At 63.9% G+C, this 26,533-nt stretch carries 23 protein-coding genes, 1 tRNA gene and 1 pseudogene; 5 read left to right on the top strand and 20 right to left on the bottom strand.

Translation table 11 applies throughout. The annotated features are described in order from the left end of the window. Window positions 1-155: 155 nt before the first annotated feature. The 4 genes from acpS to rpoZ form a co-directional block, all read right to left on the bottom strand. A complete protein-coding gene (gene acpS, locus ACNJX8_RS19225) occupies window positions 156-575 on the bottom strand; it encodes a holo-ACP synthase (protein WP_128933341.1) in 420 nt (139 codons plus the stop codon). Next, entirely contained in the window at window positions 572-1,324 is a 753-nt protein-coding gene (locus ACNJX8_RS19220; RefSeq protein ID WP_128933340.1) for a pyridoxine 5'-phosphate synthase, read from the bottom strand. Before ACNJX8_RS19220 ends, acpS begins: the two co-directional genes overlap by 4 nt. A 46-nt stretch (window positions 1,325-1,370) precedes the next feature. Beyond that, window positions 1,371-3,656 (bottom strand): RelA/SpoT family protein, encoded by a 2,286-nt coding sequence (locus tag ACNJX8_RS19215; RefSeq protein WP_128933339.1) that lies wholly within the window; start codon window positions 3,654-3,656, stop codon window positions 1,371-1,373. 207 nt (window positions 3,657-3,863) lie between these two features. Then, entirely contained in the window at window positions 3,864-4,256 is a 393-nt protein-coding gene (gene rpoZ, locus ACNJX8_RS19210; protein ID WP_007603391.1) for a DNA-directed RNA polymerase subunit omega, read from the bottom strand. Window positions 4,257-4,583: 327 nt separating this feature from the next. Between rpoZ and ACNJX8_RS19205 the strand changes: the two genes are divergently transcribed. Then, a complete protein-coding gene (locus tag ACNJX8_RS19205) occupies window positions 4,584-5,228 on the top strand; it encodes a LabA-like NYN domain-containing protein (RefSeq protein WP_128933338.1) in 645 nt (214 codons plus the stop codon). After that, complete coding sequence (locus ACNJX8_RS19200; protein ID WP_439361687.1) at window positions 5,209-5,883, top strand: uracil-DNA glycosylase; 675 nt, start codon at window positions 5,209-5,211, stop codon at window positions 5,881-5,883. The genes ACNJX8_RS19205 and ACNJX8_RS19200 overlap by 20 nt, the downstream gene beginning before the upstream one ends. A gap of 114 nt (window positions 5,884-5,997) precedes the next feature. On the opposite strand, the gene ACNJX8_RS19195 is transcribed toward ACNJX8_RS19200, so the two are convergent. Genes ACNJX8_RS19195 through dapA form a run of 4 tightly spaced genes read right to left on the bottom strand, consistent with a single transcriptional unit; the run spans window position 5,998 to window position 8,473 of the window. Then, window positions 5,998-6,579, bottom strand: coding sequence for a peroxiredoxin (locus ACNJX8_RS19195; RefSeq protein WP_128933336.1), 582 nt, complete (start codon window positions 6,577-6,579; stop codon window positions 5,998-6,000). Between the two features lie 4 nt (window positions 6,580-6,583). After that, entirely contained in the window at window positions 6,584-7,057 is a 474-nt protein-coding gene (smpB, locus tag ACNJX8_RS19190) for an SsrA-binding protein SmpB (protein ID WP_024341117.1), read from the bottom strand. Between the two features lie 59 nt (window positions 7,058-7,116). Next, complete coding sequence (gene mscL / locus ACNJX8_RS19185) at window positions 7,117-7,530, bottom strand: large conductance mechanosensitive channel protein MscL (RefSeq protein WP_091899100.1); 414 nt, start codon at window positions 7,528-7,530, stop codon at window positions 7,117-7,119. Window positions 7,531-7,582: 52 nt separating this feature from the next. Next, on the bottom strand, window positions 7,583-8,473 hold the full coding sequence (dapA, locus tag ACNJX8_RS19180; RefSeq protein WP_439361686.1) for a 4-hydroxy-tetrahydrodipicolinate synthase: 891 nt from the start codon (window positions 8,471-8,473) through the stop codon (window positions 7,583-7,585). Between the two features lie 279 nt (window positions 8,474-8,752). Here dapA and ACNJX8_RS19175 point away from each other — a divergent pair, with 279 nt between their 5' ends. Next, entirely contained in the window at window positions 8,753-11,155 is a 2,403-nt protein-coding gene (locus ACNJX8_RS19175) for a lytic transglycosylase domain-containing protein (protein ID WP_439361685.1), read from the top strand. 472 nt (window positions 11,156-11,627) lie between these two features. Here the strand turns inward: ACNJX8_RS19175 and ACNJX8_RS19170 are convergent, their stop codons facing one another. From ACNJX8_RS19170 to ACNJX8_RS19125, 10 genes are all read right to left on the bottom strand, one after another. Continuing rightward, on the bottom strand, window positions 11,628-13,166 hold the full coding sequence (locus ACNJX8_RS19170; RefSeq protein ID WP_128933333.1) for a porin: 1,539 nt from the start codon (window positions 13,164-13,166) through the stop codon (window positions 11,628-11,630). Between the two features lie 572 nt (window positions 13,167-13,738). Further along, window positions 13,739-13,832 (bottom strand) — tRNA-Ser (locus ACNJX8_RS19165). Window positions 13,833-14,314: 482 nt separating this feature from the next. Beyond that, entirely contained in the window at window positions 14,315-14,581 is a 267-nt protein-coding gene (locus tag ACNJX8_RS19160) for a hypothetical protein (protein WP_439361684.1), read from the bottom strand. A 1,563-nt stretch (window positions 14,582-16,144) separates the two neighbouring features. Next, on the bottom strand, window positions 16,145-17,623 hold the full coding sequence (gene gatB, locus ACNJX8_RS19155; protein WP_439410349.1) for an Asp-tRNA(Asn)/Glu-tRNA(Gln) amidotransferase subunit GatB: 1,479 nt from the start codon (window positions 17,621-17,623) through the stop codon (window positions 16,145-16,147). After that, on the bottom strand, window positions 17,620-17,922 hold the full coding sequence (locus tag ACNJX8_RS19150; protein WP_091896038.1) for a hypothetical protein: 303 nt from the start codon (window positions 17,920-17,922) through the stop codon (window positions 17,620-17,622). Before ACNJX8_RS19150 ends, gatB begins: the two co-directional genes overlap by 4 nt. Further along, window positions 17,913-19,388: an Asp-tRNA(Asn)/Glu-tRNA(Gln) amidotransferase subunit GatA gene (gene gatA / locus ACNJX8_RS19145; protein WP_091896034.1), complete on the bottom strand. Its 1,476-nt coding sequence runs from the start codon at window positions 19,386-19,388 to the stop codon at window positions 17,913-17,915. The genes ACNJX8_RS19150 and gatA overlap by 10 nt, the downstream gene beginning before the upstream one ends. Then, complete coding sequence (locus ACNJX8_RS19140; protein WP_439361683.1) at window positions 19,385-19,597, bottom strand: hypothetical protein; 213 nt, start codon at window positions 19,595-19,597, stop codon at window positions 19,385-19,387. The genes gatA and ACNJX8_RS19140 overlap by 4 nt, the downstream gene beginning before the upstream one ends. A 21-nt stretch (window positions 19,598-19,618) precedes the next feature. Next, the gene (gatC, locus tag ACNJX8_RS19135) at window positions 19,619-19,906 is read right to left on the bottom strand and encodes an Asp-tRNA(Asn)/Glu-tRNA(Gln) amidotransferase subunit GatC (protein WP_007611211.1); all 288 of its coding nucleotides are present in this window, start codon (window positions 19,904-19,906) and stop codon (window positions 19,619-19,621) included. Window positions 19,907-19,982: 76 nt separating this feature from the next. Beyond that, entirely contained in the window at window positions 19,983-21,059 is a 1,077-nt protein-coding gene (locus tag ACNJX8_RS19130; RefSeq protein WP_439361682.1) for an NAD(P)H-dependent flavin oxidoreductase, read from the bottom strand. Between the two features lie 150 nt (window positions 21,060-21,209). Further along, the gene (locus tag ACNJX8_RS19125) at window positions 21,210-22,229 is read right to left on the bottom strand and encodes an NAD(P)H-dependent flavin oxidoreductase (protein WP_439361681.1); all 1,020 of its coding nucleotides are present in this window, start codon (window positions 22,227-22,229) and stop codon (window positions 21,210-21,212) included. A 96-nt stretch (window positions 22,230-22,325) separates the two neighbouring features. On the opposite strand from ACNJX8_RS19125, the gene ACNJX8_RS19120 reads away from it, so the two are divergent. Continuing rightward, window positions 22,326-23,216 (top strand): LysR family transcriptional regulator, encoded by an 891-nt coding sequence (locus ACNJX8_RS19120; protein ID WP_128947113.1) that lies wholly within the window; start codon window positions 22,326-22,328, stop codon window positions 23,214-23,216. A gap of 42 nt (window positions 23,217-23,258) precedes the next feature. On the opposite strand, the gene ACNJX8_RS19115 is transcribed toward ACNJX8_RS19120, so the two are convergent. Beyond that, window positions 23,259-25,466 carry a DNA/RNA non-specific endonuclease gene (locus ACNJX8_RS19115; protein ID WP_439361680.1) on the bottom strand — a complete coding sequence of 736 codons (2,208 nt, stop codon included), beginning with the start codon at window positions 25,464-25,466 and terminating at the stop codon, window positions 23,259-23,261. A gap of 312 nt (window positions 25,467-25,778) precedes the next feature. After that, a pseudogene (locus ACNJX8_RS19110) lies at window positions 25,779-25,992 on the bottom strand (hypothetical protein). Window positions 25,993-26,038: 46 nt separating this feature from the next. On the opposite strand from ACNJX8_RS19110, the gene ruvX reads away from it, so the two are divergent. Further along, on the top strand, window positions 26,039-26,530 hold the full coding sequence (ruvX, locus tag ACNJX8_RS19105) for a Holliday junction resolvase RuvX (protein ID WP_439361679.1): 492 nt from the start codon (window positions 26,039-26,041) through the stop codon (window positions 26,528-26,530). Window positions 26,531-26,533: the final 3 nt, after the last annotated feature.

Below are 26,533 nucleotides of genomic sequence, written 5' to 3'. Positions count from 1 at the left end.
TGAGGGCCAATTCCGGCGTAAAGCCGAATTCACCCAGCCTGATTTGCGTCGGCGGACTTTTAGACCGTTGTCGAAGACCACGCAATCAAGGATCGCATCAAAACTGCATAAGACCTTGGTATTTCAAACGAATTATGAGATTTCCTGGATCCCTGTCAGGGCTTGGCCGGCGGAACGGCGGAAATGATGACGAAGGCCTGTGCGAGCGGCCAGTCGTCGGTGATCGACACATCGATCCGCGCCTCGAAACCCTCCGGCGTCAGGGCCTGAAGCCGGGCCAAGGCGCCGCCGGTCAGTTGCATGGTCGGCCGTCCCCCCGGCAGGTTGACCACCCCCATGTCGCGCCACCAGACGCCGCGCCTGATGCCGGTGCCGAGCGCCTTGGAGCAGGCCTCTTTGGCGGCAAAGCGCTTGGCGTAGGTCGCCACCACCATCTTCTCGTTCTTGGCGCGCCGCTCCGCCTTGGCCCGCTCGGCCACGGTGAAGATGCGGTCGAGGAAGCGCTCGCCGTGGCGCTCGATCACCTTGGCGACGCGGGTGATGTCGATCAGGTCCGAACCGATGCCGATGATCATGCCCGGCTCCGGCCCCGGTCCATCGCCGCGCGCATGCTGCGCACGGTCTCGGCCAGACCCACGAACAGCGCCTCTCCGATCATGTAGTAGCCGATATTGAGCTCCATGACCTCCGGCAAGGCCGCGATCGTCTCCGCCGTCGCATAGTCGAGCCCGTGTCCGGCATGGACCTCCAGCCCGGCAGCCTTGGCCAGCTTCGCCCCCGCCACGATCCGCTGCCATTCGGCTTCGGCCTTGTCGGTGTGGCCATCGGCGACGGCGTCGCACCAGGCGCCGGTGTGGATCTCAATGACAGGCGCGCGCAGCTGTGCCGCCATCTCGATCTGCGCGGGGTCGGCGGCGATGAACAGCGACACCCGGATGCCGGCATCGTTGAGCCGCGCGATATAGGGCGCGAGCGCATTGTGCTGGCCGACGACATCTAACCCGCCCTCGGTCGTCACCTCTTGCCGGCGCTCCGGCACGAGGCACACCGCATGCGGCTTGGTGGCGAGCGAGATGCGCATCATGTCGTCGGTCGCCGCCATCTCGAAATTGAGCGGCTTGGAGATCTCGGCCTTCAGCCGCGCCATGTCCTCGTCGCGGATGTGCCGGCGATCCTCGCGCAAATGCGCCGTGATGCCATCGGCGCCGGCCTCGATCGCGAGCAGCGCGGCGCGCACCGGATCGGGATTACGCCCGCCGCGCGCGTTGCGCAGGGTTGCGACATGGTCGACATTGACGCCGAGGCGGAGCGGAAGTGCGGGCATTTGCAGGACTCACGAAATCAGGGCGATAGACGCAGACGCTAAGCGTCTATCCATTAACACGTTCGACGCGGGCGACGACCGCCTTCGCGCGCAACTGGGCGAGGATCGCGCTCAAATGCTTCAGATCGTAGACTTCGAGGTCGATCGTCGTCTCCGTGAAATCAGGTGAGCGGCGCTGCATGCTGATGTTGTCGATATTGCCGTCGTGCTCGGCGATCACCGTCGCGATCTGTGCCAGCGCGCCGGGCTCATTGACGTTCTCGACCTTGATGCGGGCCGGGAAGCGCTGCGGCGCGGAATCCTCGATGTCCCAGCGCACGTCGAGCCAGCGCTCCGGCTCCTCCTCGAAATCCTTCAGGGCCGGCGCCTGGATCGGGTAGATCGTGATGCCCTCGCCCGGCGTGACGATACCGACGATGCGGTCGCCGGGCACGGCGCCGCCATTCGGCGCGAACTTCACCGGCAGGTCGGAATTGATGCCGCGGATCGGGATCGCGACCGGGCTGCGCGGCGACTCCGACGACTTCTCCTTGAGCTTGGCAGCGAGCCCCTTCTTGGCGCCATAGCGCGCGATGCGCTCCTCCTTGTAGTCGGGATACATCGCGCGCGCGACGTGGGAGGCCTTGATCTCGCCGCGGCCGACCGCCGCCATGACGTCCTCGATCGAGGTCCGCGCCAGCCGCGGCAGCGCGCCCTTGAGCTTGTCGTCGGCGTATTCGATCTTGGCCCGCTCGAACAGGCGCTCGACGATGCGCCGGCCGAGGCCGACATATTGATCACGCACGGCGGTGCGCGTGGCGCGGCGGATCGCGGCGCGCGCCTTGCCGGTGACCGCGAGCGTCTCCCAGGCCGATGGCGGCGCCGACTGCGCCTCCGAGGTCAGCACCTCGACCTCGTCGCCGTTCTGGAGCTCCGAAGACAGCGGCGCAAACTTGCCGTTGATCTTGCAGCCGACCGCGCTGTTGCCGACGTCGGTATGCACCGCATAGGCGAAGTCGATCACGTTGGCATGGCGTGGCAGCGCGATCAGCTTGCCCTTCGGGGTGAAGCAGAACACCTGGTCGTGGAACAGCTCGAGCTTGGTGTGCTCGAGGAATTCCTCGGGATTGGCACTCTCCGAGAGGATGCCGATGGTGTGGCGCAGCCAGGCGAACGCGTTGGACTCGCGCTTGAGGAACTCAGTCGGCGAGCCGACGCCTTCCTTGTAGAAGACGTGCGCGGCGATGCCGCGCTCGGCGATCTGGTCCATCGCCTCGGTACGGATCTGGAGCTCGACGCGCTGGTTCCCGGGGCCGATCACGGTGGTGTGGATCGAGCGGTAGTCGTTCTGCTTCGGCGTCGAGATGTAGTCCTTGAAACGCCCCGGCACGACCGGCCAGGTGGTGTGGACGATGCCGAGCGCGCGATAGCAGGCTTCGATGTCACTCACGACGAGGCGAAAGCCGAAGATGTCGGACAATTGCTCGAAGCCGACCGACTTGCGCTCCATCTTGGTCCAGATCGAGAACGGTTTCTTGCGGCGGCCATAGACCCGCGCGCCCAGCCCGCGGTGGCGCAGATTGTTGGAGAGCTGGTCCTCGATCTCGCCGATCAGATTGCGGTTGCGCTCGGCGAGCGCGTCGAGCCGCTGCATCACCACCGAATGGGCCTCAGGATCGAGGGTGCGGAAGGACAAATCCTCCAGTTCTTCGCGCATTTCCTGCATGCCCATGCGGCCGGCCAGCGGCGCATAGATGTCGAGCGTCTCCTCGGCAATGCGCCTGCGCGATTCCGTCGGCACGAAGTCCAGCGTGCGCATGTTGTGCAGACGGTCGGCGAGCTTGACCAGAAGCACACGGACATCGTCGGCAATGGCCAGCAACAATTTGCGCAGGTTCTCGGCCTGCTTGGCCTCCCGCGACACCAGCTCCAGCCGCTTCAGCTTGGTCAGGCCCTCGACCAGCGCGCCGATCTCGGGCCCGAAGATCTGGTCGATCTCGGCCCGCGTCGCTTCGGTGTCCTCGATCGTGTCGTGCAGCAGCGCAGCCACGATGGTGGCGTCGTCGAGCTTGAGATCGGTGAGAATCGCTGCCACTTCGAGTGGGTGCGAGAAATAGGGGTCGCCCGAGGCGCGGGTCTGCGAGCCGTGCGCCTTCATCGCATAGACATAGGCGCGGTTGAGTAGATCTTCGTTGGTGTTGGGGTTGTAGGACCTGACGCGCTCGACGAGGTCATATTGACGCATCATGCGTGCGCGTGGCTTCGCCGGGCGCGGCACCGGCGCAGTCGGGGCCACGGCAACCGATTCGGTTGCGGCCTGCATCTGCATTGGTTTCCAGCGCCGATACACCATGCCGTCCTGCCTTCAAACGGACCCGGAGGCGGCCCGTTGTATACATCTTAACGCTGATCCCGGGCGCGTCCGATCAATTCGGTGACAGGGCGCGGCGCGGACCGACAACGCTATGGTAACCACGAAAACACCAACAAAAGCAAAGGCCCGAACAACGGTTCGGGCCTTGATAAGATCACAAGAGGTCGATGATTGCGACGGGACGATCTACTCGTCCTCCTCCGGCTGCTCCTCGGGCGGCGCGAGGCCTTCGAGGCCCTTCAGGAGCTCCTCTTCGGTCATGCGTTCGACGGCGACCTCAGTATCATCCGCATCGACGCTCGCACCCGCGGAACCGATCAGCGGCACCGTATCGGGCTCGGGCTCGTCGACCTCGACGAACTTCTGGAGCGAGTGCACCAGCTCCTCGCGGAGGTCCTCCGGCGAAATGGTCGTCTCGGCAATTTCGCGCAAAGACACAACGGGGTTCTTGTCGTTATCGCGGTCAACCGTTAGTTGTGAACCGGACGAAATCATGCGGGCACGGTGGGCGGCCAGCAGGACCAGGTCAAAGCGGTTGTCGACCTTGTCGATACAATCTTCTACGGTGACGCGAGCCATGGCCTGTCGCTCCGTTGTGGGTGGGACGAAATATGTGGATGATCGGGGCTAGTTATAGGGAGCGGGCCGATTTCGCAAGGCCAATTTGTGATTTGGCCTCGCCAAACGGCTCTGGTACCCCCACATTGGGGTCGGAATGGGTGATTTGCCGGGCTGCCATCGAAGTTAGCGCCGGGCGTGTGGACCGCCATAACTATACCTTGATTGCCCCGACTTCTCCGGATTTGCGGTTTCGACGGGTTTCGACGGCGCCTTAAGACCTGCGCGGCTCGCTGCCGCCGCGCCAACAATAAACGATCAATCACGAGCACTACGCGAGCAAACTGAATGTCACTTTCTCCTACCAACAAGATCGCGCTCTTCATCGACGGGGCCAATCTCTACGCGACGGCGAAAACTCTGGGCTTCGACATCGATTACAAGCGCCTGCTGAAGGAGTTTCAGAGCCGCGGGACGCTGCTTCGGGCGTTCTACTACACCGCCATCATCGAGGATCAGGAATACTCCTCGATTCGCCCGCTGATCGACTGGCTGGACTACAACGGCTACACCGTCGTCACCAAGGCGACCAAGGAATTCATCGACGCCTCCGGCCGCCGCAAGGTCAAGGGCAACATGGACATCGAGCTTGCCGTCGACGCCATGGAGCTCGCCGAGCATATCGACCAGATGGTGCTGTTCTCGGGTGACGGCGACTTCCGCTCCCTGGTCGAGGCCGTCCAGCGCCGCGGCGTGCGGGTCACCGTGGTCTCCACCATCGCCAGCCAGCCGCCGATGATCGCCGACGAGCTGCGCCGCCAGGCCGACGTCTTCACTGACCTCGTCGAGCTGCAATCCAAGCTCGGCCGCGACCCGTCCGAACGCCCCGCCCCGCGCGACCGCGGCGAGCGCGAGGGACGCCACCACGCTCCGCAATTCCTCCAGCGCGCAACCACGATGGCGCCGAGGGGCGATGACGACTTCGAGGAGTGAGGCGGCCCGGTCAAGCCGCCAGCCTTCCACCGTCGTTCCCGACCGTGACTGCCCGCTCTGTCCGCGCCTGGTCGCCTTTCGCGAGGCCAACCGCGCGCGCGAGCCATCGTGGCACAATGCGCCGGTTGCGCCCTTCGGTGACATCAAGGCGCGCCTCTTGATCGTCGGCCTTGCGCCGGGGATGCAGGGAGCCAACCGCACCGGCCGTCCCTTTACCGGCGACTATGCCGGTGATCTCCTCTACGCGACGCTGGTCGAATATGGATTTGCCAAGGGCACCTATCAGGCGCGCCCCGATGACGGCCTGAAGCTGATCGATTGCCGGATCGCCAACGCAGTGCATTGCCTGCCGCCGCAGAACAAGCCGCTCCCGATCGAGATCACCACCTGCCGCCAATTCCTTGCGGCGAATCTCGCGACCATGCCGAACCTGCGCGTGATCGTCGCGCTCGGGCGGATTGCGCACGACAGCGTGCTCAAGCCGCTGAATCTGAAGGGCTCGCAAGCCCCCTTCGGCCATGGCGTCGTCCACCAGGCCGGCGCGTTCAAGCTCTACGACAGCTACCATTGCTCGCGCTACAACACGAATACCGGCGTGCTGACGCCCGACATGTTCCGGGCCGTGTTCGCGAAGGTGAAGGCCGATCTCGATTAGAGCTTGGTGCAGTTGGGCCGGTCGGTTGTCCGGGTTCACCTCTCCCCGACGGGGAGAGGTGAACCCTCGGCTCGCATCGATTCAACCAAAACTCATCCCACCTTAGCTAGCGATCTAGCCCTTGGCGGGATTGGCCTTCAGCCAGTCGAGCACATCGCCGGCATTCCGGTCGGGCGGAAACACCGGATAGAACACGTGCGTGATCCTGGCGTCGTCGATGATCAGCGCGAGCCGCTTGATCAGCGTCAGGCCTGCCACCTCCATCGTCGGCAAATTCAGGGCGCGCGTCAGCGCCAGCTTCTCGTCCGAGAGCACTGGGAACGGCAGATGTAGCCGCGAGGCCATCTCGATCTGGTAGTCGTTGCTCTGGGTCGAGAGACCGAACACGTGCGAGGCGCCAGCCGCCTTCAAATCGGCAAACAGATCTCGGAACGCGCAAGTCTGTGGGGTGCAGCCGCGCGCGCCCGGGATCATGTCCCAATCGTCGACCAGCGCGATCTTGCCGGGTTCGCCGGTGCGGGGATAGGCAAACACGACGGTACGGCCGCGCAGCGCCGACAGCGTGATTGACCTATCGTCCGTCGCGAGCAGGCCGATCGGCGGCAACGTCATGCCCCTCAGATGGGCGGCGCCACCGTCGTCGGCAGGCGCGGGAATCCGGCTCCAATCGACCTCGAGCAGGTTCCTCTGGGTCATCCTGCTATCCCCTCGCCCGCATCAGGCGGCCCTTCTCGCGGCTCCAGTCGCGCTTCTTCTCGGATTCGCGCTTATCGTGCAGCTTCTTGCCTTTGGCAACCGCCAGCTGCAATTTGGCGCGACCGCGTTCGTTGAAGTAGAGCTTGAGCGGGATCAGCGTCATGCCCTCGCGGTCGACCGCGCCCATCAGCTTGTTGATCTGCCGGCGGTGAAGCAGCAGTTTTCGCGGCCGTTTGGGCTCGTGATTGAAGCGATTGCCCTGGAGATATTCAGGAATGGTGGCGTTGATCAGCCAGATCTCACCGTTCTTCGAGTCGGCGTAGGATTCCGCGATCGTGCTCTTGCCGTTGCGGATCGACTTGACCTCGGTGCCGGTCAGCGCAATGCCCGCCTCGATCGTATCCTCGATGGCGTAGTTGAAGCGGGCCTTGCGATTCTCCGCCATCACCTTGATCGGACGTTCGTTCTTATCGGCCATCGCAGACAAACCTGATCAAGATGCGCACGGATTCTAACAGTTCGGATGAAGCGCGCGCGTCAAGACTTCTTGAGGAGATCACGGATCTCAGTCAGCAGCTCGACCTCGGCCGACGGCTTAGGCGGCGCCGCAGGCGCGGCCTGCTCCTTCTTCAGTCGGCTCATCACCCGGATCGCCAGGAACAGCACAAAGGCGATGATGATGAAGTTGATCGTCAGCGTGAGGAAGTTGCCCCAAGCAAGTACGGCGCCTTGCTTTTTCGCTTCAACCAAATTGGTGGCGGTGACCGCCTTCGACAAGGGGGTGAAGTAGTTTGAGAAGTCGAGCCCGCCGGTAGCGGCGCCGATGATCGGCATGATCACGTCGCCGACCAGCGAATTGACGATGGCACCGAAGGCCGCACCGATGATGACGGCGACCGCGAGGTCGACGACGTTGCCCTTCATGGCGAATTCGCGGAACTCCTTGAGCATCTGCATGCCCTTCTCCTCGACGCTCATGAAACGCTCCCCAAACGCTAACGCGTCAGTTGATGAGGCCGGCGTGCACCATTGCGCTGCGCACGGCCACGCGTGTCGGCTCGGAGACCGGCACCATCGGCAGCCGCAGCGTCTCGTCCAGCTTGCCGAGCAGCGACATCGCGTACTTGATCGGCGCCGGATTGCTCTCGATGAAGAGGTTGTTGTGCAGCGGCATCAGCTTGTCGTGCAGCTTCAGGGCGGTGGCGTGGTCGCCCTTCTGCCAGGCCACGTGGAACTCCGCGCACAGGCGCGGCGCGACGTTCGAGGTCACCGAGATGCAGCCGTGGCCGCCATGGGCCATGTAGCCGAGGATGGTCGCGTCCTCGCCGGAGAGCTGGTTGAAGTCCTCACCCATCGCCGCGCGCTGCTGCGACACGCGGACCATGCTGGCGGTAGCGTCCTTGACGCCGGCGATGTTCTTCAGCTCCCACAGCCGCTTCATGGTGTCGACCGACATGTCGATCACCGAGCGCGGCGGGATGTTGTAGATAATGATCGGGATGCCGATCGCATCGTTGATCGCCTTGAAGTGCTGATACATGCCTTCCTGGGTCGGCTTGTTGTAGTAAGGCGTCACGATCAGCACGGCGTCCGCGCCCGCCTTCTCGGCGTGCTGAGAGAGCTCGATCGCCTCCTTGGTCGAGTTGGAGCCGGCACCCGCGATGATAGGCACGCGGCCCTTGGCTTCAGCGATGCACCATTCGACGACCTTCTTGTGTTCGTCATGGCTCAGCGTCGGGCTCTCGCCGGTGGTGCCGACCGGCACCAGGCCGTTGGTGCCCTCGGAAATCTGCCAATTGACCAGCGAGCGGAACGCCGCCTCGTCCAGCGAGCCGTTCTTGAACGGCGTGACCAAGGCGGTGAACGACCCCCGGAATTTCGTCTTGGCTGCCATGGACTTCCTCCGTACGCGGCGATCTCTTGAGCAAGCCTCATACATATCGGGTCTATCCCGCCGGTAAAAGGCCCGCCGCCGTGTGACGCACCGTTTAGGCCGCGATTTTGCCGCGGTGATGGTACAAATCGGCCCGAGGTAAGCGGCTGTTGGTATTTTGTCCGCATATTCAATCAATACAGCTAGATTTTGGGCCACTTGACTGATTCGGGGCGACGAAACGCCGTGACCTCCTTTCCTCGTGCCGCATGGCGATCCACCGGTCTGGTCGTATGCCTGATGGCAGGGTTGTCCGTCGGTTGTGCCGCCTTGGCCAAGTCCGATGACAGGTCCGACAAGTCCAACGAGACGACCGCGGGCGAGGCTAAGAACTCCGCGAAGCCAGCCGCCAAGGACCCGTCCAAGGGAACCGGCAAGGAGACTTCAAAGGATACGGCCAAGGGCGCCAACAAGGGTGCTGCCAGCGCCCCGGCCAAGGATGCCGCGAAGAAATCTGCCAAGGATGCTGGGAAGAGCGCCGGCAAGGAACCCGCCAAAGACAAGCCCAAACCCGCGGCAGCATCCAAGCCTGCGGCAGCGGCCGCCGCGCCAACATCAAAACCGACCGCCAACGGCGCGCCGTCCAAGCCCGCACCCGCCCCGGCTTCGACGGCCACCGTCAGACCCACCGCCCCGGCCGCCGCCAGACCGTCCGCAGCTCCCGTGCTGGCTCCTGCGACCCGCCAGCATGCAGCGCCGCGCAAGCCGCTCATACCGGCCGCGGTCGCCGCAACGTCGTCGACGTCGCAGGCCGACAAGGACACGCTGGAAAACGTCATCGAGCTCGTGCGCAAGCGCAAGGCGGGCGACGCCACCAATTATGCTGCTTCGATCTCGGATCCCGTCGCGCGAAAGCTGGCGGAATGGATCATCCTGCGCAGCGAGGACAATGGCGCGACCGTGGAGCGCTACCGCGCCTTCCTGTCCGCCAATCCGAGCTGGCCGTCGCAGACCTTCCTGCGCCGCCGGCTCGAGGCTGCGATGTGGGACGACAGGCGTGACGATTCAGTTGCGTGGTCGTGGTTCGAGAATGAGTCCCCGATCTCCGCCAAGGGTCGCTTCACGCTTGCCAAGGCGATGCTGGCGCGCGGCGACCGCGCCAACGCCGAGCGGCTGGTGCGCGAGGCCTGGCGCAGCGATCCGATGTCGGAGGACACCGAGAACAACGCGCTCGACCAGTTCGGCGCCCTGCTGACGGCAGGCGATCAGAAGGCGCGGATGGACACCCTGCTCTACGGCAGCGAGAGCGAAGCCGCGTTGCGCGCCGCCAAACGCCTCGGCGGCGGCTATGTCGCGCTCGCCAAGGCTCGCATCGCTGCCGTCAAGAAGGCGCCGAATGCGCGCGCGCTGCTCGATGCCGTGCCGCGCGAGCTGCACAGCGATCCCGGCTTCATCTTCAGCAAGATCCAGCTCCTGCGCCGTGAGGAGAAGTTTGCCGAAGCGGCGCAGCTCATGCTCTCGGCGCCGAAGGATCCGAACCGGCTCCACAATCTCGACGAATGGTGGATCGAGCGGCGCCTCCTGGCACGCAAGATGATCGACACCGAGGAATTCCGCAGCGCCTATCTGATCGCGCGCGATGCCGCCCTGCCCTCGCGCGACATCTACAAGACCGAGCAGGAGTTCACCGCGGGCTGGATCGCGCTGCGCTTCCTCAACGATCCCGCGACTGCCGCCCAGCACTTCGCCCGTATCGGCGTGGGCAGCGTCAACCCGACCACGCTGGCGCGCGCCGGCTATTGGCAGGGCCGCGCTGCGGAAGCGATGGGGCGCCAGCAGGAAGCGCGCAACGCCTATGCCCGCGCCGCCGAGCAGTCGACCAGCTATTACGGCCAGCTCGCGCGCGCGAAACTCGGCCTGCCCCAGATCGAGCTCAACAACCCGCCGCGCGGACGCGGCGCCGAACGGCTGGAGATCGTGCGCGCGGCGCAACTGCTCTACGAGCTCGACGAGCGCGAACTCGCGGTGCCCATGCTCGCTGACATGGGCGAGAACGGCGATCCCGAAGCGCTTGCCGGCCTCGGCGAGCTCACCCAGCGCTACACCGACGCGCGCGGCATGCTGCTGCTCGGCAAGGCCGCGCTCAATCGCGGCCTGCCATTCGACTTCTACGCCTACCCCGTCAACGGCATTCCGCAGTTCACGCCGATCGGCCCCCAGGTCGAGCGCAGCATCGTCTATGCGATCGCGCGGCAGGAGAGCGCGTTCAATCCGTCGGTGGTCTCGCCGGCGCAGGCCTATGGGCTGATGCAGGTGACGCCGGACGCCGCGCGTTACGTCTGCAAACGCCACGGCGCGACCTACGACCTGTCCCGGCTGAAGAACGATTCGGTCTACAACGCCACGCTCGGCTCGGCCGAGCTCGGCGGACTGCTAGAGGATTATCGCGGCTCCTACATCATGACGTTTGCCGCCTACAATGCCGGCCGCGGCAGCGTGAGGAAGTGGGTCGAGCGCTACGGCGATCCGCGCGACCCGAAGGTCGACGCAGTCGATTGGGTCGAGCTGATCCCCTTCTCCGAGACGCGCAACTACGTGCAGCGGATCATGGAGAACCTTCAGGTCTACCGCGCCCGCTTCGGCGGAGGCACGCGGTTGCAGATCGAAGCCGATTTGCGCCGCGGCACTGGCAGCGTGGAATAGCAACACCCTCGCCCGATTTGCTGCCGGGAGCATCGGTGGCAAGCGATGCCGTCGGGCCTTAAGTCTCCGACGGACGGACTGCGCAGTCACGCGACCTTCGGGCGCCTCTTCCGAAGGCGGCCTCGATCGAGGTCTGCAAAAGGTCACTGCCACATCGACCAGCTCACCATTGTCGGCCTGTTTGAAGCTGAACGCAGCGGGCGCGCCCGGCTGCAAGGCCGGATCGGCGGGTCGCTCTGCACAAGGCGGATCGGTCAGCCACAGCCTGCCCATGCCTCGCCACGCACGGGGCATGCGGGCCGCGCGGAAATCCCTCTCTCGCAACGGCTTCGATCAGGTCTCGACGAATGATCGATCAACGGAACGCGTGGCGCCAACTCTGGCCGTCATGACCCGAGGCGAGAGCAAGCCGGCAAAAGAAAAGCCCCGGCGGTTTCCCGCCGGGGCTCTCTGTCAGGTCGTTAGACCAAACTTACCAGTTGCGCTGAGCGCGGAGCAGCAGCGTGAAGCTGTCCTGGTCCTTCAGCTCATAGACCGCCGTCGGCTTGGCAACGGTAGCAGCCGGTGTAACACCGATCACGCCGGCATACTTCTGATCCAGACGCGTCCAGTTGAAGTCGGCCGAGAACGTCAGGTTCTTCACCGGGGTCCAGCGAGTGATCACACCCACCTGGCCGATGTTGAAATCAGGGTTACACGAGGTAACGCCTGGCACTGCGAGGAAGCCGGCGAAGCCGCCACCACCGCAAAGGAAGTTCTTGGCAAGCGATCCGAACGATGCATGCGCATAGGCACCATAGATAGCGGTGTTCCAGTACGGATCCCAGTTATGGGTGTACGCACCACGGAAGCCCCAGGTCTTCACAGATTCCTGGTTGGAACCGGGGACGAACACAGTGTCAGGCGCATTGGCGAAGCCGATGCTCTGATACGCAATGCCCGAACCGCCGTACATCGCGTACGAGCTACCCGCGAGGTTCTGGAAGTTGTAGCGGGTCGCGCCATCCGTGTAGACGCCCTGGATGTTGATCGTGTCACCCGCACCGGTCGGGATGTTCTTGATCGACAGAGCGAGCTGAACCGCCCAGCCCCACTTGTCGTCGGGGTGGCCAGTGGTCTCGGTCGCGCCGTAGTAGGCAACGTGGTTGTCATGCGCAGCAACCGATGCCTGGAACAGACCCCAGGCCTGGTCGACACGGACCATACCGACGAGGTTCGGCGAACGCGAACCGCCGATGGCGTTCGAGCCGTAGGAACCCCCAACGACGCCGGCAGCAGTGATGCCAAACAGGTTGAGGTTGCCGGCCTGATAGTAGGCCGTAGCGTCTTCCGCCGAGAACGCCGCCGTCACGCCCTGACCGAAGTCAGCGGTGTAGGTGAACTGGTTGACGCCAGTGACCGTGCCGCTGCCGCCGACGAGGCTGTCGATGTTGTTGCCGGGATAGTTGGTCCAGGGCGCGTCGAACTGCGACACGGCCTTACCCATCGTGAAGCCAGCGAACTGGATGAAGGCGTAGTACACGCCGAGCGAACCGCCCGAGGTGCCGCCGTCCGTCGGATTGATGGTGGTGTTACCAGCCGTCGTGAAGGTAGCGGCGGTCGTGCCCGTGGCCGAGCCGGTGCCGACGTAGCCGGCGGTGGTCCAGGAGAACGTCGCATCGAAGAAGGTGCGGACGACGCCGTATTCGGTGGCGGTACGCGTGTCGATGTTGAGATCTTCACGAGCGCGCGCGGTGTAGTAGTTGCTCAGGCGGTTGTGCGCACCGGCTGGAGCGCCGTTCGCAATGCCGTAGACGCTGTTGGTGCCCAGCGCGACTTCGGCGCGCAGGTAGCCACCCAGCTTGATGCAGGTGTCAGTGCCGGGGATGTAGTAGAATCCTGCACCGTACAGGGAGCAGATCTTCACGTATTCGACCGCCTTGGCCTTCACGGGCAGATCGGCTGCCTGCGCTCCGCCCACGGCGATCAGACCCGCCGCTGAGCCGAGCAAAAGGCTCTTAACCAACTTCATGTTAAACCTCCAAGTTGCTCTTCAGGGAAGGTCACTGACCGGACGGCCAATTCCCCAACCCCCTCTAAATCACCGCTTTCGGCTCCTTCGCGTCTTCGGACACACCCGCATGAACGCGAGGGACTTAAGCGAATGACCTAAACGGGACGACCTTGGGATGCCCCCCTCCGTCGCTCAGTCACAATTACCGAACGTCCTTGCACACACAACAAAAGAACGCTCCGAAGCGGGCCTATGAAACGTGTTTTCCGACGGGTGTTGCACAAATAACACGTAGATGTGATCGCCGCGGGCTCGCAACACTTTGTTTTTATTGATGTTTTTAGAGAGGTTCCGCTTGCCGTCAAAATTCCGCACCTAAGGCGCGGCGAGCGGAGGGCCGTGATGTGGCGACCCAGGCGCGCTCGAATCGTAGAATCGGACAGGACTCAAGCACCTCCGAATCGCGCTCAGCCCAACGGTTATCGACGGCGGCGAAACGGCCTTGGCCCCGACACGCGAGGCCAAATCTCGACCAGGTCAGCTCTCTCTATGTGTGGTGCGGGGGGTATCTATGTCCGGGCCAGCTTGGCTGGCGGAGACGGAGGGATTCGAACCCTCGATAGGCCTTTACAAGCCTATAACGGTTTAGCAAACCGCCGCCTTCAGCCACTCGGCCACGTCTCCAATACGCCGGGTATGCCCGACACGGCGGCAGGCCGCAAGCGGCAGAATTGAGGGCGGCGGGTTCTTTTCACCTGAAAGCTGACGAGCGGCCGGCGGCGCAAGCCTCGCGAATGGATCCTCGCGGCGAGTTCCTGCGATTCGCGACCTTATATATGCGTGCGCGCGTCTAGCGGCTGGATCGCCAGATCCGCCAGTGCGAGGGCGATATCAGCACCGCCTCACCCGCCCAGACGTTGAACCAGACGCCAGACCTGCGCCGACATGGAAAAGTCCAGGGCAAAATGCCCGTCTTGTGGAACCGCCCGAGTTCCAGATCGCAGTCGTCGGGCGCGATCTGAATCGGAAGCCATCGGCCATTGTTTGGCCCATTCTGGTCGGGGTCGCTCATACCGTGCGGATCTAGGGGACCGCACGACGAGGGAATTTGATCCAGCGCAACCGAGCTCACCCGTGGAAACACGGATGCGGATGCGATTCTCAGTTCAGTGGGCGGAGACCCACGCCCTCGCCTCGCGCTGCGCGGCCGAGATCTCGGCGTCCGACATCTGCCCGGCGACCTCCTGGCGCAGCGCCACGGCGTCCTTGCGGCCCTTCAGCGCGGCGAGGTTGAACCATTTATGCGCGGCAACGAGATCGACGAGGCCGGCGCGGCCACTCGCCCAATAGATGCCGCGCTCGAACAGCACATCCGAGAGCGCGCTCGCGTCGATCGGCGTCGCGGTCTCCAGATCGAAGGTACCCTGAAACATGTCGCATCCCCTTTTTCTTATGCCGTCTCGTTCCCTCGAGCGCGGCTCCCGTCCAACTCTGATGTGCATGACCCTTCCCGGGATCGTGCACTGTTCAACTCATCCCCATTGCCGTTTACCGGCTTGTTGGAGGCGATGATGGCGGGCAAATTTGAATGGCAGTTTAAGTATCGCGATGAAGCAGACGTAAACGCGAGCGCGCGGTGCCTGCGCAGGGAATTCGAAAAGTCCCTGACTTGCAGATACTTCTGCAATTCGTCAGATTCGGTTTACCTTGCGATTTTGGGAGAACGATAACCATCGCGCGCGGTGGCGGATGTCCTGCGGTTACGATTAGTCGGAGCGGATCGCCGTCGTGGCCGCGCCCGCCCTGTCATGCCCCGCCACCGGGTCTCGCCTCCGGCGAGCCCGATGACAGGCTCCGGCGGGGAATGCGGTACGCCGCGGCGGATCTACTCAACCACCGCCGTCTCGGAGAATTGGATCGCCCGGTCGAGCGGGGCGATGACACCGCGAACGGAGAAGCGGCGTGCGAACAGCGTGCAATCAGGCCGCAGCCCTTGCCTGCCCCAAGGCAGTGCAAGCCAAGCGCGCGGCCGCGTCGCGGTCAGATCAGCAATGTCGGGAAAGGAATGCCGGCAATGCCCCGGCTTCAAGAGAACGAGGGCGTCGGCGAACACGTCAGGACCAGATTCCACGTTGGCCCGAAGGCCGCTTGTGAAATTGCGGAGCCCCCTGAGGAGAACCGCACCGAACGAAGAAAACTCGTTTCTTCTGCCGGACCGCGAAAGAGAAACGATCCGACCGTTGACCTGATGTCTCGCCGACACCCTCTATCGTCGACCAGAACCTTTAGGAGGCGCTGATGACGTGCCGGCTATCTGGAGCCGGCAACTTCAGAAGCGAAGTTACTTCTTCTTCTTCGCGACCTTGCGGGTCTTCTTCGCAGTCTTCTTCACTGCGCTCTTCGCCTTCTTCGCCTTCTTCGCTTTCTTGGCCATGTTGCCCTCCGATGTGTGAGATGGCTTTAATCGCTGCGTGCACTCGGGGATCGAATGCACTTCATCCCGAATACACCAACACGAAGAAAAAAACAGCGTCTCGCTTAAAGAAGTGTTGACGGCGCAACGCGCGTGCGCTTGGCGAGCGCGACGCAAGCGCACTGCATCTCGTGTGCTTGCGATCGCAGAGAGTGGGCGCATCGTCGGCGTTTGCGACGGATGCGATTGCAGAAAAACACTATGCAGCAAGTATTTTTCCGCGCGCATGCATCGCGCATGAGCAACGCGATGATGAGCGTCGCGAGTCGCGCGATCGCCTCGCGAAGGCGTTTCGCGGACTCTGAGTCGCGACTTTTGGCAACGAAAAAATTTTCATGCTTAACGGCGCGAACGCTCGCCTGAGCGTGTGCAAGCCGCCGTTTTGCGCGAATCGCGCGCTGGCGATTCGGCCGCCGCATCACCGTCGATCGGGATGAAGTTTACCGCCGAGGATGCGCGCGAGCGTCGCACCAAGAGCGGAAAGCGAGGTGACGAAGCGTGTTCGTCACCTCATTCAACGAGGCTAGACGCCGAGCTTGGCCTTGAGCAGCTCGTTGACGCTCTGCGGGTTGGCCTTGCCGCCGGACGCCTTCATCACTTGGCCGACGAACCAGCCGAGCGACTGCGGCTTGTCCTTGACCTGCGCGGCCTTGTCGGGATTGGCCGCGATGATGTCGTCGACAACCTTTTCGATCGCCGAGAGGTCGGTGACCTGCTTCATGCCGCGGCTTTCCACTAGCGCGCGGGGATCGCCGCCCTCCTGCCAGACGATCTCGAACAGATCCTTGGCGATCTTGCCTGAGATCGTGCCCTCGCCGATCAGGTCGATGATCCCTGAGAGCTGCTCGGCGTTGACGGGAGAGTCCGTAATACCCCGGCCTTCCTTGTTGAGACGGCCGAACAACTCGTTGATCACCCAGTTCGCCGCCATCTTGCCGTCACGGGCGCGGTTGGCAAGCTTGTCGAGCACCGTCTCATAGAACACTGCGCTCTCGCGCTCGGCGACGAGCACGCTGGCGTCGTAGGCCGACAGGCCGAAGTCGGCGACGAAGCGCGTCTTCTTCTGGTCCGGCAGCTCCGGGAGTTCAGCCTTCAGCTCGTCGACGAATTCCTGGCTGAACTCCAGCGGCAGCAGGTCGGGATCGGGGAAGTAGCGATAGTCGTGCGCCTCTTCCTTGGACCGCATCGAGCGCGTCTCGCCCTTGTTGGGGTCATAGAGCCGCGTTTCCTGGTCGATCGCCCCGCCATCCTCCAGAATCTCGATCTGACGCCGCGCCTCGTACTCGATCGCCTGGCCGATGAAGTTGATCGAGTTCATGTTCTTGATCTCGCAGCGGGTGCCGAGCGGACCGCCGGGCTTGCGCACCGAGACGTTGACGTCGGCACGCAAGCTTCCTTTCTCCATGTCGCCGTCGCAGGTGCCGAGATAGCGCAGGATCGAGCGTAGCTTGGTCACATAGGCCTTGGCCTGCTCGGCATCGCGGATGTCGGGCTTGGAGACGATCTCCATCAGCGCCACGCCGCAGCGGTTGAGGTCGACATTGGACATGGTCGGCGACCGGTCGTGCAGCAGCTTGCCGGCGTCCTGCTCCAGATGCAGCCGCTCGATGCCGACGGTGACGCTGCGGCCGCCGTCGAGCTCGACCAGCACCTCGCCCTCACCGACGACCGGCGACTTGTACTGGCTGATCTGGTAGCCCTGCGGCGAGTCCGGATAGAAATAGTTCTTGCGGTCGAACACCGAACGCAGATTGATCTTCGCGTTGAGGCCGAGCCCGGTCCGGACAGCCTGTCTGACGCATTCCTCGTTGATGACGGGCAGCATGCCGGGCATCGCAGCGTCGACGAGCGACACGTGGCTGTTCGGCTCGCCGCCGAACGCGGTCGAGGCGGCCGAGAACAGTTTCGAGTTCGAGGTCACCTGCGCATGGATCTCCATGCCGATGACCATCTCCCAATCGCCGGTGGCGCCCTTGAGAAGCTTATGCGTGGCCGTGCTCATGTCTTGCTCCCGAGCAGCGTGGCCGCGATCCGCTGCCACTCTGCTTCCAATGAATCCTTTGCTGTGGGCTGGCCGGCCTGGCGGTACCAATAGCCGGCATTGCCGAGATCGCCTTCGACGCGGTGCAGGTAGGCGTGCACCCAAGCCGCCTCGCGGCTGCTCTCGTCCTGGACGATCTTGTGCGCGCGGTCCCAGTCGCCTTTGGCCGCCCACCAGAGTCCGGCGAGCGGCGCGTTCAATTCCGGCGCTGGCGCCGCGCCGTCGAGGCTCGCAATGAACGCCGCGACATTCACCACCACCTCGCGGGCGTGAAGCGGCCGGCGGCCTGCTCGATCACCTCGCCGAGCGAGAACAGCGTCTCCTCGTCGAAGGGACGGCCGATCAGTTGCAAGCCGAGCGGAAGGCCTTGCGCGTCCTTGCCGGCGGGCACGGCGATGCCGGGCAGGCCCGCCATGTTCACGGTCACCGTGAAGATGTCGTTGAGGTACATCTCGACGGGATCGGCGCCGCCCTTCTCGCCGATGCCGAAGGCTGCCGACGGCGTCGCTGGCGTCAGGATGGCATCCACGCCCTTTGCGAAGCAGTCCTCAAAATCCTTCTTGATCAGCGTGCGCACCTTCTGGGCGCGCAAATAGTACGCGTCGTAATAGCCGGCTGAGAGCACATAGGTGCCGATCATGACGCGGCGCTTCACCTCTGCGCCAAAACCTTCGGCGCGGGTGTTTTCGTAGAGTTCGATGATGTTCTTAGCCGGTTCGCGCAGGCCGTAGCGGACACCGTCATAGCGCGCGAGGTTGGAGGAGGCCTCCGCCGGCGCCACGATGTAATAGGCCGGCAGAGCATATTTGGTGTGCGGCAGCGACACCTCGACGAGCTCGACGCCGGCACTCCTGAGCCAGGCCGCGCCCGCTTCCCAAAGTTTTTCGATCTCCGCCGGCATGCCATCGAGGCGATACTCCCGGGGGATGCCGATCTTCATGCCCTTCACGGACTTGCCGATCGCAGCCTCGTAGTCCGGCACCGGGATGTCGACCGAGGTCGTGTCCTTCGGGTCATGACCCGCCATGGAGCGCAGCAGCATCGCGCTATCGCGCACGCTGCGCGCGATCGGACCGGCCTGATCGAGCGAGGAGGCAAAGGCGACGATGCCCCAGCGCGAGCAGCGGCCATAGGTCGGCTTGATGCCGACGGTCGCGGTGAACGCCGCGGGCTGGCGGATCGAGCCGCCGGTGTCGGTCGCGGTCGCGCCCATGCAGAGCAGCGCCGCCACGGCCGAGGCCGAACCACCGGATGAGCCGCCGGGCACCAGCGTCGTGTTCGAGCCGTCGCGCCGCCAGGGATTGCCGACCGGGCCGAAGCACGAGGTCTCGTTCGACGAGCCCATCGCGAACTCATCATTGTTGAGCTTGCCGAGCATCACCGCGCCGTCGCGCCAGAGCTGCGAGGTCACGGTGGACTCATAGGTCGGCACGAAATTGCCGAGGATCTTCGAGCAAGCCGTAGTGCGCACGCCCCTTGTCGCAAACAGATCCTTGATGCCGAGCGGGATGCCAGCGAGCGGACCGGCGTCGCCCTTGGCAATCCTGGCGTCCGCCTCGCGCGCCATGCTTCGCGCCTGGTCCGGCGTCTCCATGACGAAGGCATTGAGCACGCGCGCGGCTTCGATCGCGGAAAGATGCGCGTCGGTCAGCTCGAGCGACGTGAAGGTCTTGGCCGCGAGGCCCTTGCGGGCCTCGGCGAGCGTCAGCGATGTCAAATCGGTCATTTATTGATCGGGCTGCAGAAGAACGGAGACAGGGTCTTGTCGTTGGCCGGGTCGTCTTTTTTGGCGGCTGCTTTCGCGGCGGCCTCGATCTCGTCGAGCACGGCATTGACGGCGATGTTGGGATCGGCAGCCTTGCCCTGCCGCTCCATCTTGTCGAGATAGTTCATATAGGCCTGATAGGCCTTCTCATCGTCGCAAAGCAGGCACATCGGACTACGTCCTGAATTAAATTACTCGACGACCTTGGGCACCAGGAAGAAGTGTCCTTCGGTCGCAGGCGCGTTCGCAACGATATCGTCGGCGATCTCGCCGTCATTGACCACGTCTTGCCGCTTCTTCATCTGCATCGGAGTGACCGAGGTCATCGGCTCCACGCCCTCGACATTGACCTCCGAGAGCTGCTCGACAAAGGCGAGCATGGCGTTGAGCTCGCCCTGCAGATGCGGAACCTCGCCCTCGGAAACCGCAATGCGCGCCAGATGCGCGATGCGGCGGACGGTAGCGGCGTCGACGGACATTATATAAGGCCTCTCACGGCAAAACCTAACCGCCGTATAGCAGAGGCCGCTTTTGCGCCGCAACCGGCGCTTCCCGCTAGCCAGCAAGCGCTTTCATGCAGGCCAGCGCCGATTTGGCGAGATCCCGGGTCAATTCGGCCGCCGGGACCTCGCGGCCGAGGGCTACGGCCTGGCCGGCCCAGAGATTGGTGAAATCTACCCTGCCCTGCTTTTCGGCAGCCGCCTTGAGCGGCCCCAGCGCGGTCGCGGCATGGGGAAAGGGAGGTGCATCCGGCGAGACCGGGCCCGCCTCGCGCATCAGGCGGTTCTGGACACCGCGCGCCGGACGGCCGGTCATGACATTGGTGATGACGGTCGACTCGTCGCCCGCCTCGGCAAGCACCTTGCGGCCTCCGGCCGTGACCTTGGATTCGGGACAGCGCAGATAGGCACTGCCGATCTGCACACCGGATGCACCGAGCGCAAAGGCCGCGGCAATGCCGCGCCCGTCCGCAATGCCGCCGCATGCGATGACAGGCACCTTCACGGCGTCGACGACCTGCGGCACCAGCGCGAACGTGCCGGGCTGCTCGGCGATCTTGTCGGTCAGGAACATGCCGCGATGACCGCCCGCCTCCGCGCCCTGCGCGATCACGGCATCGACGCCGTGCTGCTCGAGCCAGACTGCTTCCTTCACCGTAGTGGCGGACGAGATCACGAGGCAGCCGGCTGCCTTGACGCGCTTGAGCAGAGTTTGCTCCGGCAAGCCGAAGTGAAAGCTGACGACTTCCGGCTTCAGCTCCTCGACGACCTCGCAGAAGGCAGCATCGAACGGCGCACGGTTCGCCGCAGCGATCGGCGCGGCGGGATCGAGGCCATGCTCGGTGTAATAGCCCGCGAGTCGCTGCTTCCAGCGCGCCTCCGCCTCGGCCGTGAGCTCGACCGGCGTGTGGCAGAAGAAGTTCATGTTGACCGGCGCCTTCACGCGCTGGCGGATGAGGCCAACCTGCTCGCGTGCCTTCTCCGCCGAGATCATCGCGCAGGGCAGCGACCCCAGCGCCCCGCCCTGCGCGGCCGCAATCACCAGCTCCGCATCCATCACGCCCGCCATCGGCGCCAGCACGATCGGGAATTCGGTCTTGAAGAGATCGATCAGTCGACGGTCAGGCCACATGGGTTCTTCTCTCACTACTTGTTTTCCTTACCCTCCCCTGGAGGGGGAGGGTCGATCGCGCGTAGCGCGAGCGGGGTGGGGTGACAGTCTCTCCTCGGAGGCACTGCCCACCTGGAGAGATCACCCCACCCCGCTACGCATTTCGCTTCGCTACATGCGAAGCGACCCTCCCCCTCCAGGGGAGGGTGGAAGAGCGTGCGTACCTCTCACCGAGTTGCGCCGTCCGGCAAGCAGCTGCTCGGCTTCAGCCGCAATGCGTTCGACGATCTCCGCGGCAGACGGAATGTCATGAATCAGGCCGACCGCCTCGCCGGCAAAAACCGCAGCAATCTCGAAATTGCCCGCGGCCTTCGCCGCAGTATACTCCACGGCGACCTCGCTTGCGCGCTGCATCAACTCGATCTCACGACCGGTCCAGCGCTTGATGTGATCATTGACCAGCGAGCGCGCGGTAAATGGCGCCGGCCAGAACAGATTTCGCGACCAATCGAACACGACGCCGCGCACGGTGTCATTGCTATCGGCTTCACGAATGCGGCGCTTTGCTTCCTCCGCGCCATTGGCCTCCAGGCTCGCATAAAAGCGCGTGCCGATCAGCACGCCAGATGCGCCGAGCATCATCATTGCGGCGAGGCCTCGGCCATCGGCGATACCGCCGGCCGCGACGACCGGCACGCGCCCTGCCGCGAGATCGACGATCGCAGGCACGATGTCGATCGTGGTGCGTGATGCGCCATGGCCGCCGGCCTCGGTACCTTGTGCAATCAGGATGTCCGCCCCGGAATCGAGCCCCTGCTTCGCCATGTCCTCGCTCTGCACCTGGCAGATCAATCGCGCGCCGCCCGCCTTGATGCGCGGCGCGAATGGCGCGGGATCACCGAATGACAGCATGATGGCCTGCGGGCGAGCGTCGAGTGCGATGTCGAGCAATTCGGGCTGTTTTGCCAGACTCCAGGTGATGAAGCCGATACCGAACGGCGCAAAGCCCTTCAGCTCTGCGGCCTCTGTCTGAAGCCGGGCACGGTCGCCGTAGCCACCACCAAGGATGCCGAATCCGCCAGCCCCGCTGACGGCACGGGTCAGCCGGCTGCCGGCGATGGTGTCCATCGGCGCCGACAGGATCGGATGCTTGATCCCAAGAAGGTTCGTCAGCGACGTCGCGATCGGCATGCGTCCTCCCACTCTGGACAGGAAGATTAGGCGCGAATAGCATTCTCTAAAATTGAATTCTAGAGAACGGTACCATCTCAAAAACGGAACGGCGCCATGGAACTCAGCGATCTCCAGACCTTTGCCGCCGTCGCCCGCACCGGCGGCATCACCCGCGCGGCCGAAGAGCTCAACACGGTGCAGTCCAACGTCACCCAGCGCGTGAAGGCGCTGGAGGCGGCGATCGGCACGCCGCTTTTCGAACGTCACAGCCGCGGCATGACGCTGACCGGCGCCGGCAAGCGCCTCCTGCCCTACGCGCAAAAAATGGCGGCGCTGTCGCGCGAAGCCTTGCTCGCCGCGCGTGACGATGGCGAGCCGAAGGGACCGCTCGCGATCGGATCGATGGAGACGACGGCGGCCGTGCGGCTGCCACCGCTGCTGGCGGACTTCCATCGCCGTTTCCCCGCCGTGCGACTTTCCTTGCGCACCGCGCCGACCGCCGACCTCGTCGCCGCCGTGCTTGACGGCACGCTGGACGGCGCCTTCGTCGCGGGCCCGATCGCGCATGCCGACCTCATCGCGACGAGCGCCTTCCGGGAGGAGCTGGTGCTGGTCAGCGCGCGGCGCTGGGCTTCGCTGGCCGAGCTGCGCGCCGGCACACCGGAATCCGGCCCGACCGCGCTGGTGTTCCGCACCGGCTGCACCTACCGTCAGCGGCTCGAGCAAGTGTTCGTCGAATTCGGCTGGCCGTCGGCCGCGCGCTTCGAGCTCGGCACGCTCGACGGCATGATCGGCTGCGTCGCCGCCGACATGGGCGTGACGCTGCTGCCGCGCGCGGTGGTCGAATGCAGCGCGATGAACGGCAACGTGTCGATCCACACGTTGAGCGCCTCGCACGCGCGCGTCGAGACCCTCTTCATCCAGCGCTGCGCCGGCCATCAAACCAGCGCGCTCAGTGGCTTTGCTGCGTGCCTAAAGAAGGATGAAGACGTCATCGCGGCCTGACGCGATGACGTCGTGGCAATCCGATGCTCGGGAATAGAAGTCCTATATTCGAATGTCCTCATACGACTCGATCCGGCGCGGGCCGACCGAGGTCGCCTCGTGCGAATCCGCGTCGACGAGATTGCCGAAGTCGAGCTTGGTCAATTTCGTCAGGTCTGCGATCGAGACCTGGAAGACGCTGACATCCTCTTCGGACAACCGCTCCAGCAGATCCGCCTCCTGGATCCGGTCGATCTCCATGACCTGCTTTCGCTGGCTCATCAGGAATGCCGCCGCCTTGAGACCGTCGTCGTCGCGTCGGATCAGGATTTTCCAGAAGTATTTCGGAATTTGAACGCCACCGAAGCTCGGATCCTTGTGCGACTTGCCGGCCGGATTGGGCAAATCCGATCCGTCGGCATCCGGTCCGTCGAAGACCGGACCGTTCATCACGATGCCCTTCTCCTCGCCTTCGAGCAGGACATCGCGCGTATAATCCTCCAGTCCGGCCCAGAGCTGCTTGCCCTGGTTGAACGAGAAGAATTGCGGCGAGCAATTGGTGAAATGGAAAGAATCGTCGCCATGCTGCTTGGCGGCGGCGACGGTGTCGCCCCAGGTCGCATCGAGACGGCGCACGAGATGACCGCGATCGAACGGATTCTTGCTGCGGTCGGCCTCGAACGTCGCCTGCTTGCGGTAGAACTCGTCGCCGATCTGGGCCTCGTCGTCGATGCGTGGATCGCGCAGCCAGGAATCGCCTTCGCGCTTGCCGACGTCCTGCTGCTCGCCGCCGTCGATATTGACGCAGCTGAAGAAGGCGAGCCTGCGCGCCTTGTTCATGACGACGCTATAGTTGAAATATTTCAGCTCGGACTGCTTGGAGCTGCCCTTCAACATCGCAACCCGGGATTTGAGGGCGGCGGGTATCTTCGGCAAGGGGACGGAAAATTTGCCGCTGCCGAGAAAATTCGCTTTGTAGCCGGGCCGCGATTTCAGCGTGCTTTGATCGATGTGCACCGCCTCCATGGGCAGGCCGTTCTTCGCGCTGATGTGAGGCAACAGGCCGACCGGCGGGACGGTCAAGGGCTTGCCGCCGTTCTGCATGCCGCCGTTCGGCGCTCCGCCATTGCCCCCAAGGTTCGGAACGGGCGCCGGCGGAGCAATGTCCTTCCTGAACATTGGCAATGGCACGCGGATCGGGACCACCAGCGAGCTTCCGTCGACAGACTGCTCGACCCAGACACTCGCTCCGAAGGGAGCTGCGGCGGCCGGACGCGGGACTTTCGCGACCTCCTGCCGGGTCGGCGGCTCCTCCTCGTCGAGCACCGGCTTGATCAGAGGATGTGAGCCCACGGAAACCTTGAGATCGGCGACGATCGCGCTGATCCGGATGCCCTCGTTGGCGATCCAGTCGATCGAGGTTTCGTCCATCGAGGCATCCCACACTCTGCCATCCTTGGTCAGCGTGCGGCCTCGCGCGTCCTTCCTCGGGACGCCGCTGTGGTGCAGCGCGACCACCTGCCAGAAGCGGTTAAACGCCGGCGAGCCCGACGAGCCGGCCGTGGTATCGGTGTTGTACCAGAGGAAGTCACCGACATATTTGAGCAGCTTGTTCTCGCGGACGCAGACCTGCTTCATCTGCCCGCTGGGATGCTGGACGATGGTGAGGTACTCGCCAGGGTCAGCCTTGCCGGGCGCGCCACTGAGCGGCAGCCATCCCCAATCCTCGAGGTGCTCATCGCCTGACAGCGAGGTCGGCGCCACCGCGACGAGCGAGAAATCAAGCCTGTCGTTAGTGTAGAAGAATTTGCCCGGCTCGAATCCGAATCTGACCGGCACGCGCTCTTGTCCCGAAATGTCCAGTTCGTAGTTGAAATCGGCGATCGAATTGGCTGCATCGGACGGCTTGCCGAAGACATGATGGTTCGTGAGCAGCAGGCCCGGCCCGATCAGAAAGCCCGAGCCATAGCCGAGCAGATTTGACCTCATATCCCTGAGCTGGATGCGACAGACCGGGCGCGAGGCCGCCGTACCCTTGGCGAGGTAGTTGATGCTGTCGAGATCGTTGCCCTGGATGATCCGCTCGAGGCCGATCTCGGCCGCCTGCACGTCCCGTGTCTCGGCGAAAAGCTGGCGCTGGCGCAGGCGTTTCTTCTCGACCGTCATCTCGATCGGTCCGTCGCCCAATTTCCGGTTCAAGGCTTCCGGTGAAAACTCGGCTTGCTTGAATCGCCTTTCTGAGCCCGCGATCAGGCTTGGCTTGATGAACATGATGACCTCTCGAAAATTCGGATGAATATCGACGTGCGGACGCTGAAAATTGCGCCAAGGCTGCAATGCGGCCTGATCTGCCGTTCACTGCCAATGATTGTTCAAATCGGGGTTGGGCCCCCTACTACTTTAGCCTCATAATCCTATCGCGCCACAACCAACGCGTCAATTGATGCCGACTGCCGCGCGCGCGGCATCATGTCATGGGGAGTGCTTTGCTTGTGTGAACTACGCAACAAATGATCGATCTTCGCGCATGTGTGCGTCACGGTTTCGAAAGGCTCAGACGGGTCCAAAGACGAGCTTCCGTCGCTAGCCCTTCCGGTGCCACCGCCGCAGCGCCACCAGAGCCCAGATCGCCTCGACCAGGCCGAACGGCCAGGCGCCCTGCAGGAAACCGTAGGCCGAGCCGAGTGCGCAGGGACACCGCAAACAGCAGCACGAACCAATGGCTGCGGTCTTCCAGTGCATAGCAGACCAGCATCGCCGTCAAGGCAAACAGGCCGAATAGTGTCAGTGCATCCACGTCCAGGGTTCACTCCGCAGCGCGACGCGTGATATGCGCTAAGGCCATGCCGGCTCTTATCCTGCCACTCGTCGATGCTGCAACCCACTGGCCCGCACGCGGCGCGCTGATCGGGCTCGACCTCGGTACCAAGACCATCGGCGTTGCCGTGTCCGATCCCGACCGGCGGCTAGCGACCGGCGTCGAGACGATCCAACGCAAGGCATTCAAGCAGGATGCCGCCCGACTGCTCGCAATCGCGGCCGAGCGCAAGGCGACCGGTTTAGTGCTGGGCCTGCCCATCAACATGGACGGCAGCGAGGGCCCGCGCGCGCAGTCGACGCGCGCCTTCGCCCGCAATCTCGCCGGCCTGACCGCGCTCCCCATCGGCCTCTGGGACGAGCGGCTCTCGACCGCTGCGGTCGAGCGCGAGCTGATCGGCATGGATGTCAGCCGCGCCAAGCGCGCCGAGGTGATCGACGAGCATGCCGCGATCTTCATCCTGCAAGGCGCGCTCGACCGCCTCGCCAATCTTCGCGCTAGCCCGGGGATCGACTGATCC

The sequence above is a fragment of the Bradyrhizobium sp. SPXBL-04 genome (assembly GCF_051853035.1).
GTDB classification, from domain to species: Bacteria; Pseudomonadota; Alphaproteobacteria; order Rhizobiales; family Xanthobacteraceae; genus Bradyrhizobium; species Bradyrhizobium zhanjiangense.
Note: the sequence above shows the minus strand (reverse complement) of the source record. Positions and strands in the feature narration are given on the sequence as shown.

Excerpts from the sequence above, each read along its gene's own strand:
- dapA (WP_439361686.1), bottom strand. The coding sequence starts at position 8,473 with ATGGCAGCCAAGACGAAATTCCGGGGGTCGTTCACCGCCTTGGTCACG.
- gatB (WP_439410349.1), bottom strand. The coding sequence starts at position 17,623 with ATGAGCACGGCCACGCATAAGCTTCTCAAGGGCGCCACCGGCGATTGG.
- ACNJX8_RS19115 (WP_439361680.1), bottom strand. The coding sequence starts at position 25,466 with ATGTTCATCAAGCCAAGCCTGATCGCGGGCTCAGAAAGGCGATTCAAG.
- ACNJX8_RS19125 (WP_439361681.1), bottom strand. The coding sequence starts at position 22,229 with ATGCCGATCGCGACGTCGCTGACGAACCTTCTTGGGATCAAGCATCCG.
- ACNJX8_RS19220 (WP_128933340.1), bottom strand. The coding sequence starts at position 1,324 with ATGCCCGCACTTCCGCTCCGCCTCGGCGTCAATGTCGACCATGTCGCA.
- smpB (WP_024341117.1), bottom strand. The coding sequence starts at position 7,057 with ATGGCCGATAAGAACGAACGTCCGATCAAGGTGATGGCGGAGAATCGC.
- ACNJX8_RS19160 (WP_439361684.1), bottom strand. The coding sequence starts at position 14,581 with ATGTTTCAGGGTACCTTCGATCTGGAGACCGCGACGCCGATCGACGCG.
- ACNJX8_RS19140 (WP_439361683.1), bottom strand. The coding sequence starts at position 19,597 with ATGTGCCTGCTTTGCGACGATGAGAAGGCCTATCAGGCCTATATGAAC.
- gatA (WP_091896034.1), bottom strand. The coding sequence starts at position 19,388 with ATGACCGATTTGACATCGCTGACGCTCGCCGAGGCCCGCAAGGGCCTC.
- ACNJX8_RS19205 (WP_128933338.1), top strand. The coding sequence starts at position 4,584 with ATGTCACTTTCTCCTACCAACAAGATCGCGCTCTTCATCGACGGGGCC.
- ACNJX8_RS19130 (WP_439361682.1), bottom strand. The coding sequence starts at position 21,059 with ATGTGGCCTGACCGTCGACTGATCGATCTCTTCAAGACCGAATTCCCG.
- ACNJX8_RS19170 (WP_128933333.1), bottom strand. The coding sequence starts at position 13,166 with ATGAAGTTGGTTAAGAGCCTTTTGCTCGGCTCAGCGGCGGGTCTGATC.
- gatC (WP_007611211.1), bottom strand. The coding sequence starts at position 19,906 with ATGTCCGTCGACGCCGCTACCGTCCGCCGCATCGCGCATCTGGCGCGC.
- ACNJX8_RS19175 (WP_439361685.1), top strand. The coding sequence starts at position 8,753 with ATGGCAGGGTTGTCCGTCGGTTGTGCCGCCTTGGCCAAGTCCGATGAC.
- rpoZ (WP_007603391.1), bottom strand. The coding sequence starts at position 4,256 with ATGGCTCGCGTCACCGTAGAAGATTGTATCGACAAGGTCGACAACCGC.
- mscL (WP_091899100.1), bottom strand. The coding sequence starts at position 7,530 with ATGCTCAAGGAGTTCCGCGAATTCGCCATGAAGGGCAACGTCGTCGAC.
- ACNJX8_RS19120 (WP_128947113.1), top strand. The coding sequence starts at position 22,326 with ATGGAACTCAGCGATCTCCAGACCTTTGCCGCCGTCGCCCGCACCGGC.
- ACNJX8_RS19200 (WP_439361687.1), top strand. The coding sequence starts at position 5,209 with ATGACGACTTCGAGGAGTGAGGCGGCCCGGTCAAGCCGCCAGCCTTCC.
- ruvX (WP_439361679.1), top strand. The coding sequence starts at position 26,039 with ATGCCGGCTCTTATCCTGCCACTCGTCGATGCTGCAACCCACTGGCCC.
- acpS (WP_128933341.1), bottom strand. The coding sequence starts at position 575 with ATGATCATCGGCATCGGTTCGGACCTGATCGACATCACCCGCGTCGCC.
- ACNJX8_RS19195 (WP_128933336.1), bottom strand. The coding sequence starts at position 6,579 with ATGACCCAGAGGAACCTGCTCGAGGTCGATTGGAGCCGGATTCCCGCG.
- ACNJX8_RS19215 (WP_128933339.1), bottom strand. The coding sequence starts at position 3,656 with ATGGTGTATCGGCGCTGGAAACCAATGCAGATGCAGGCCGCAACCGAA.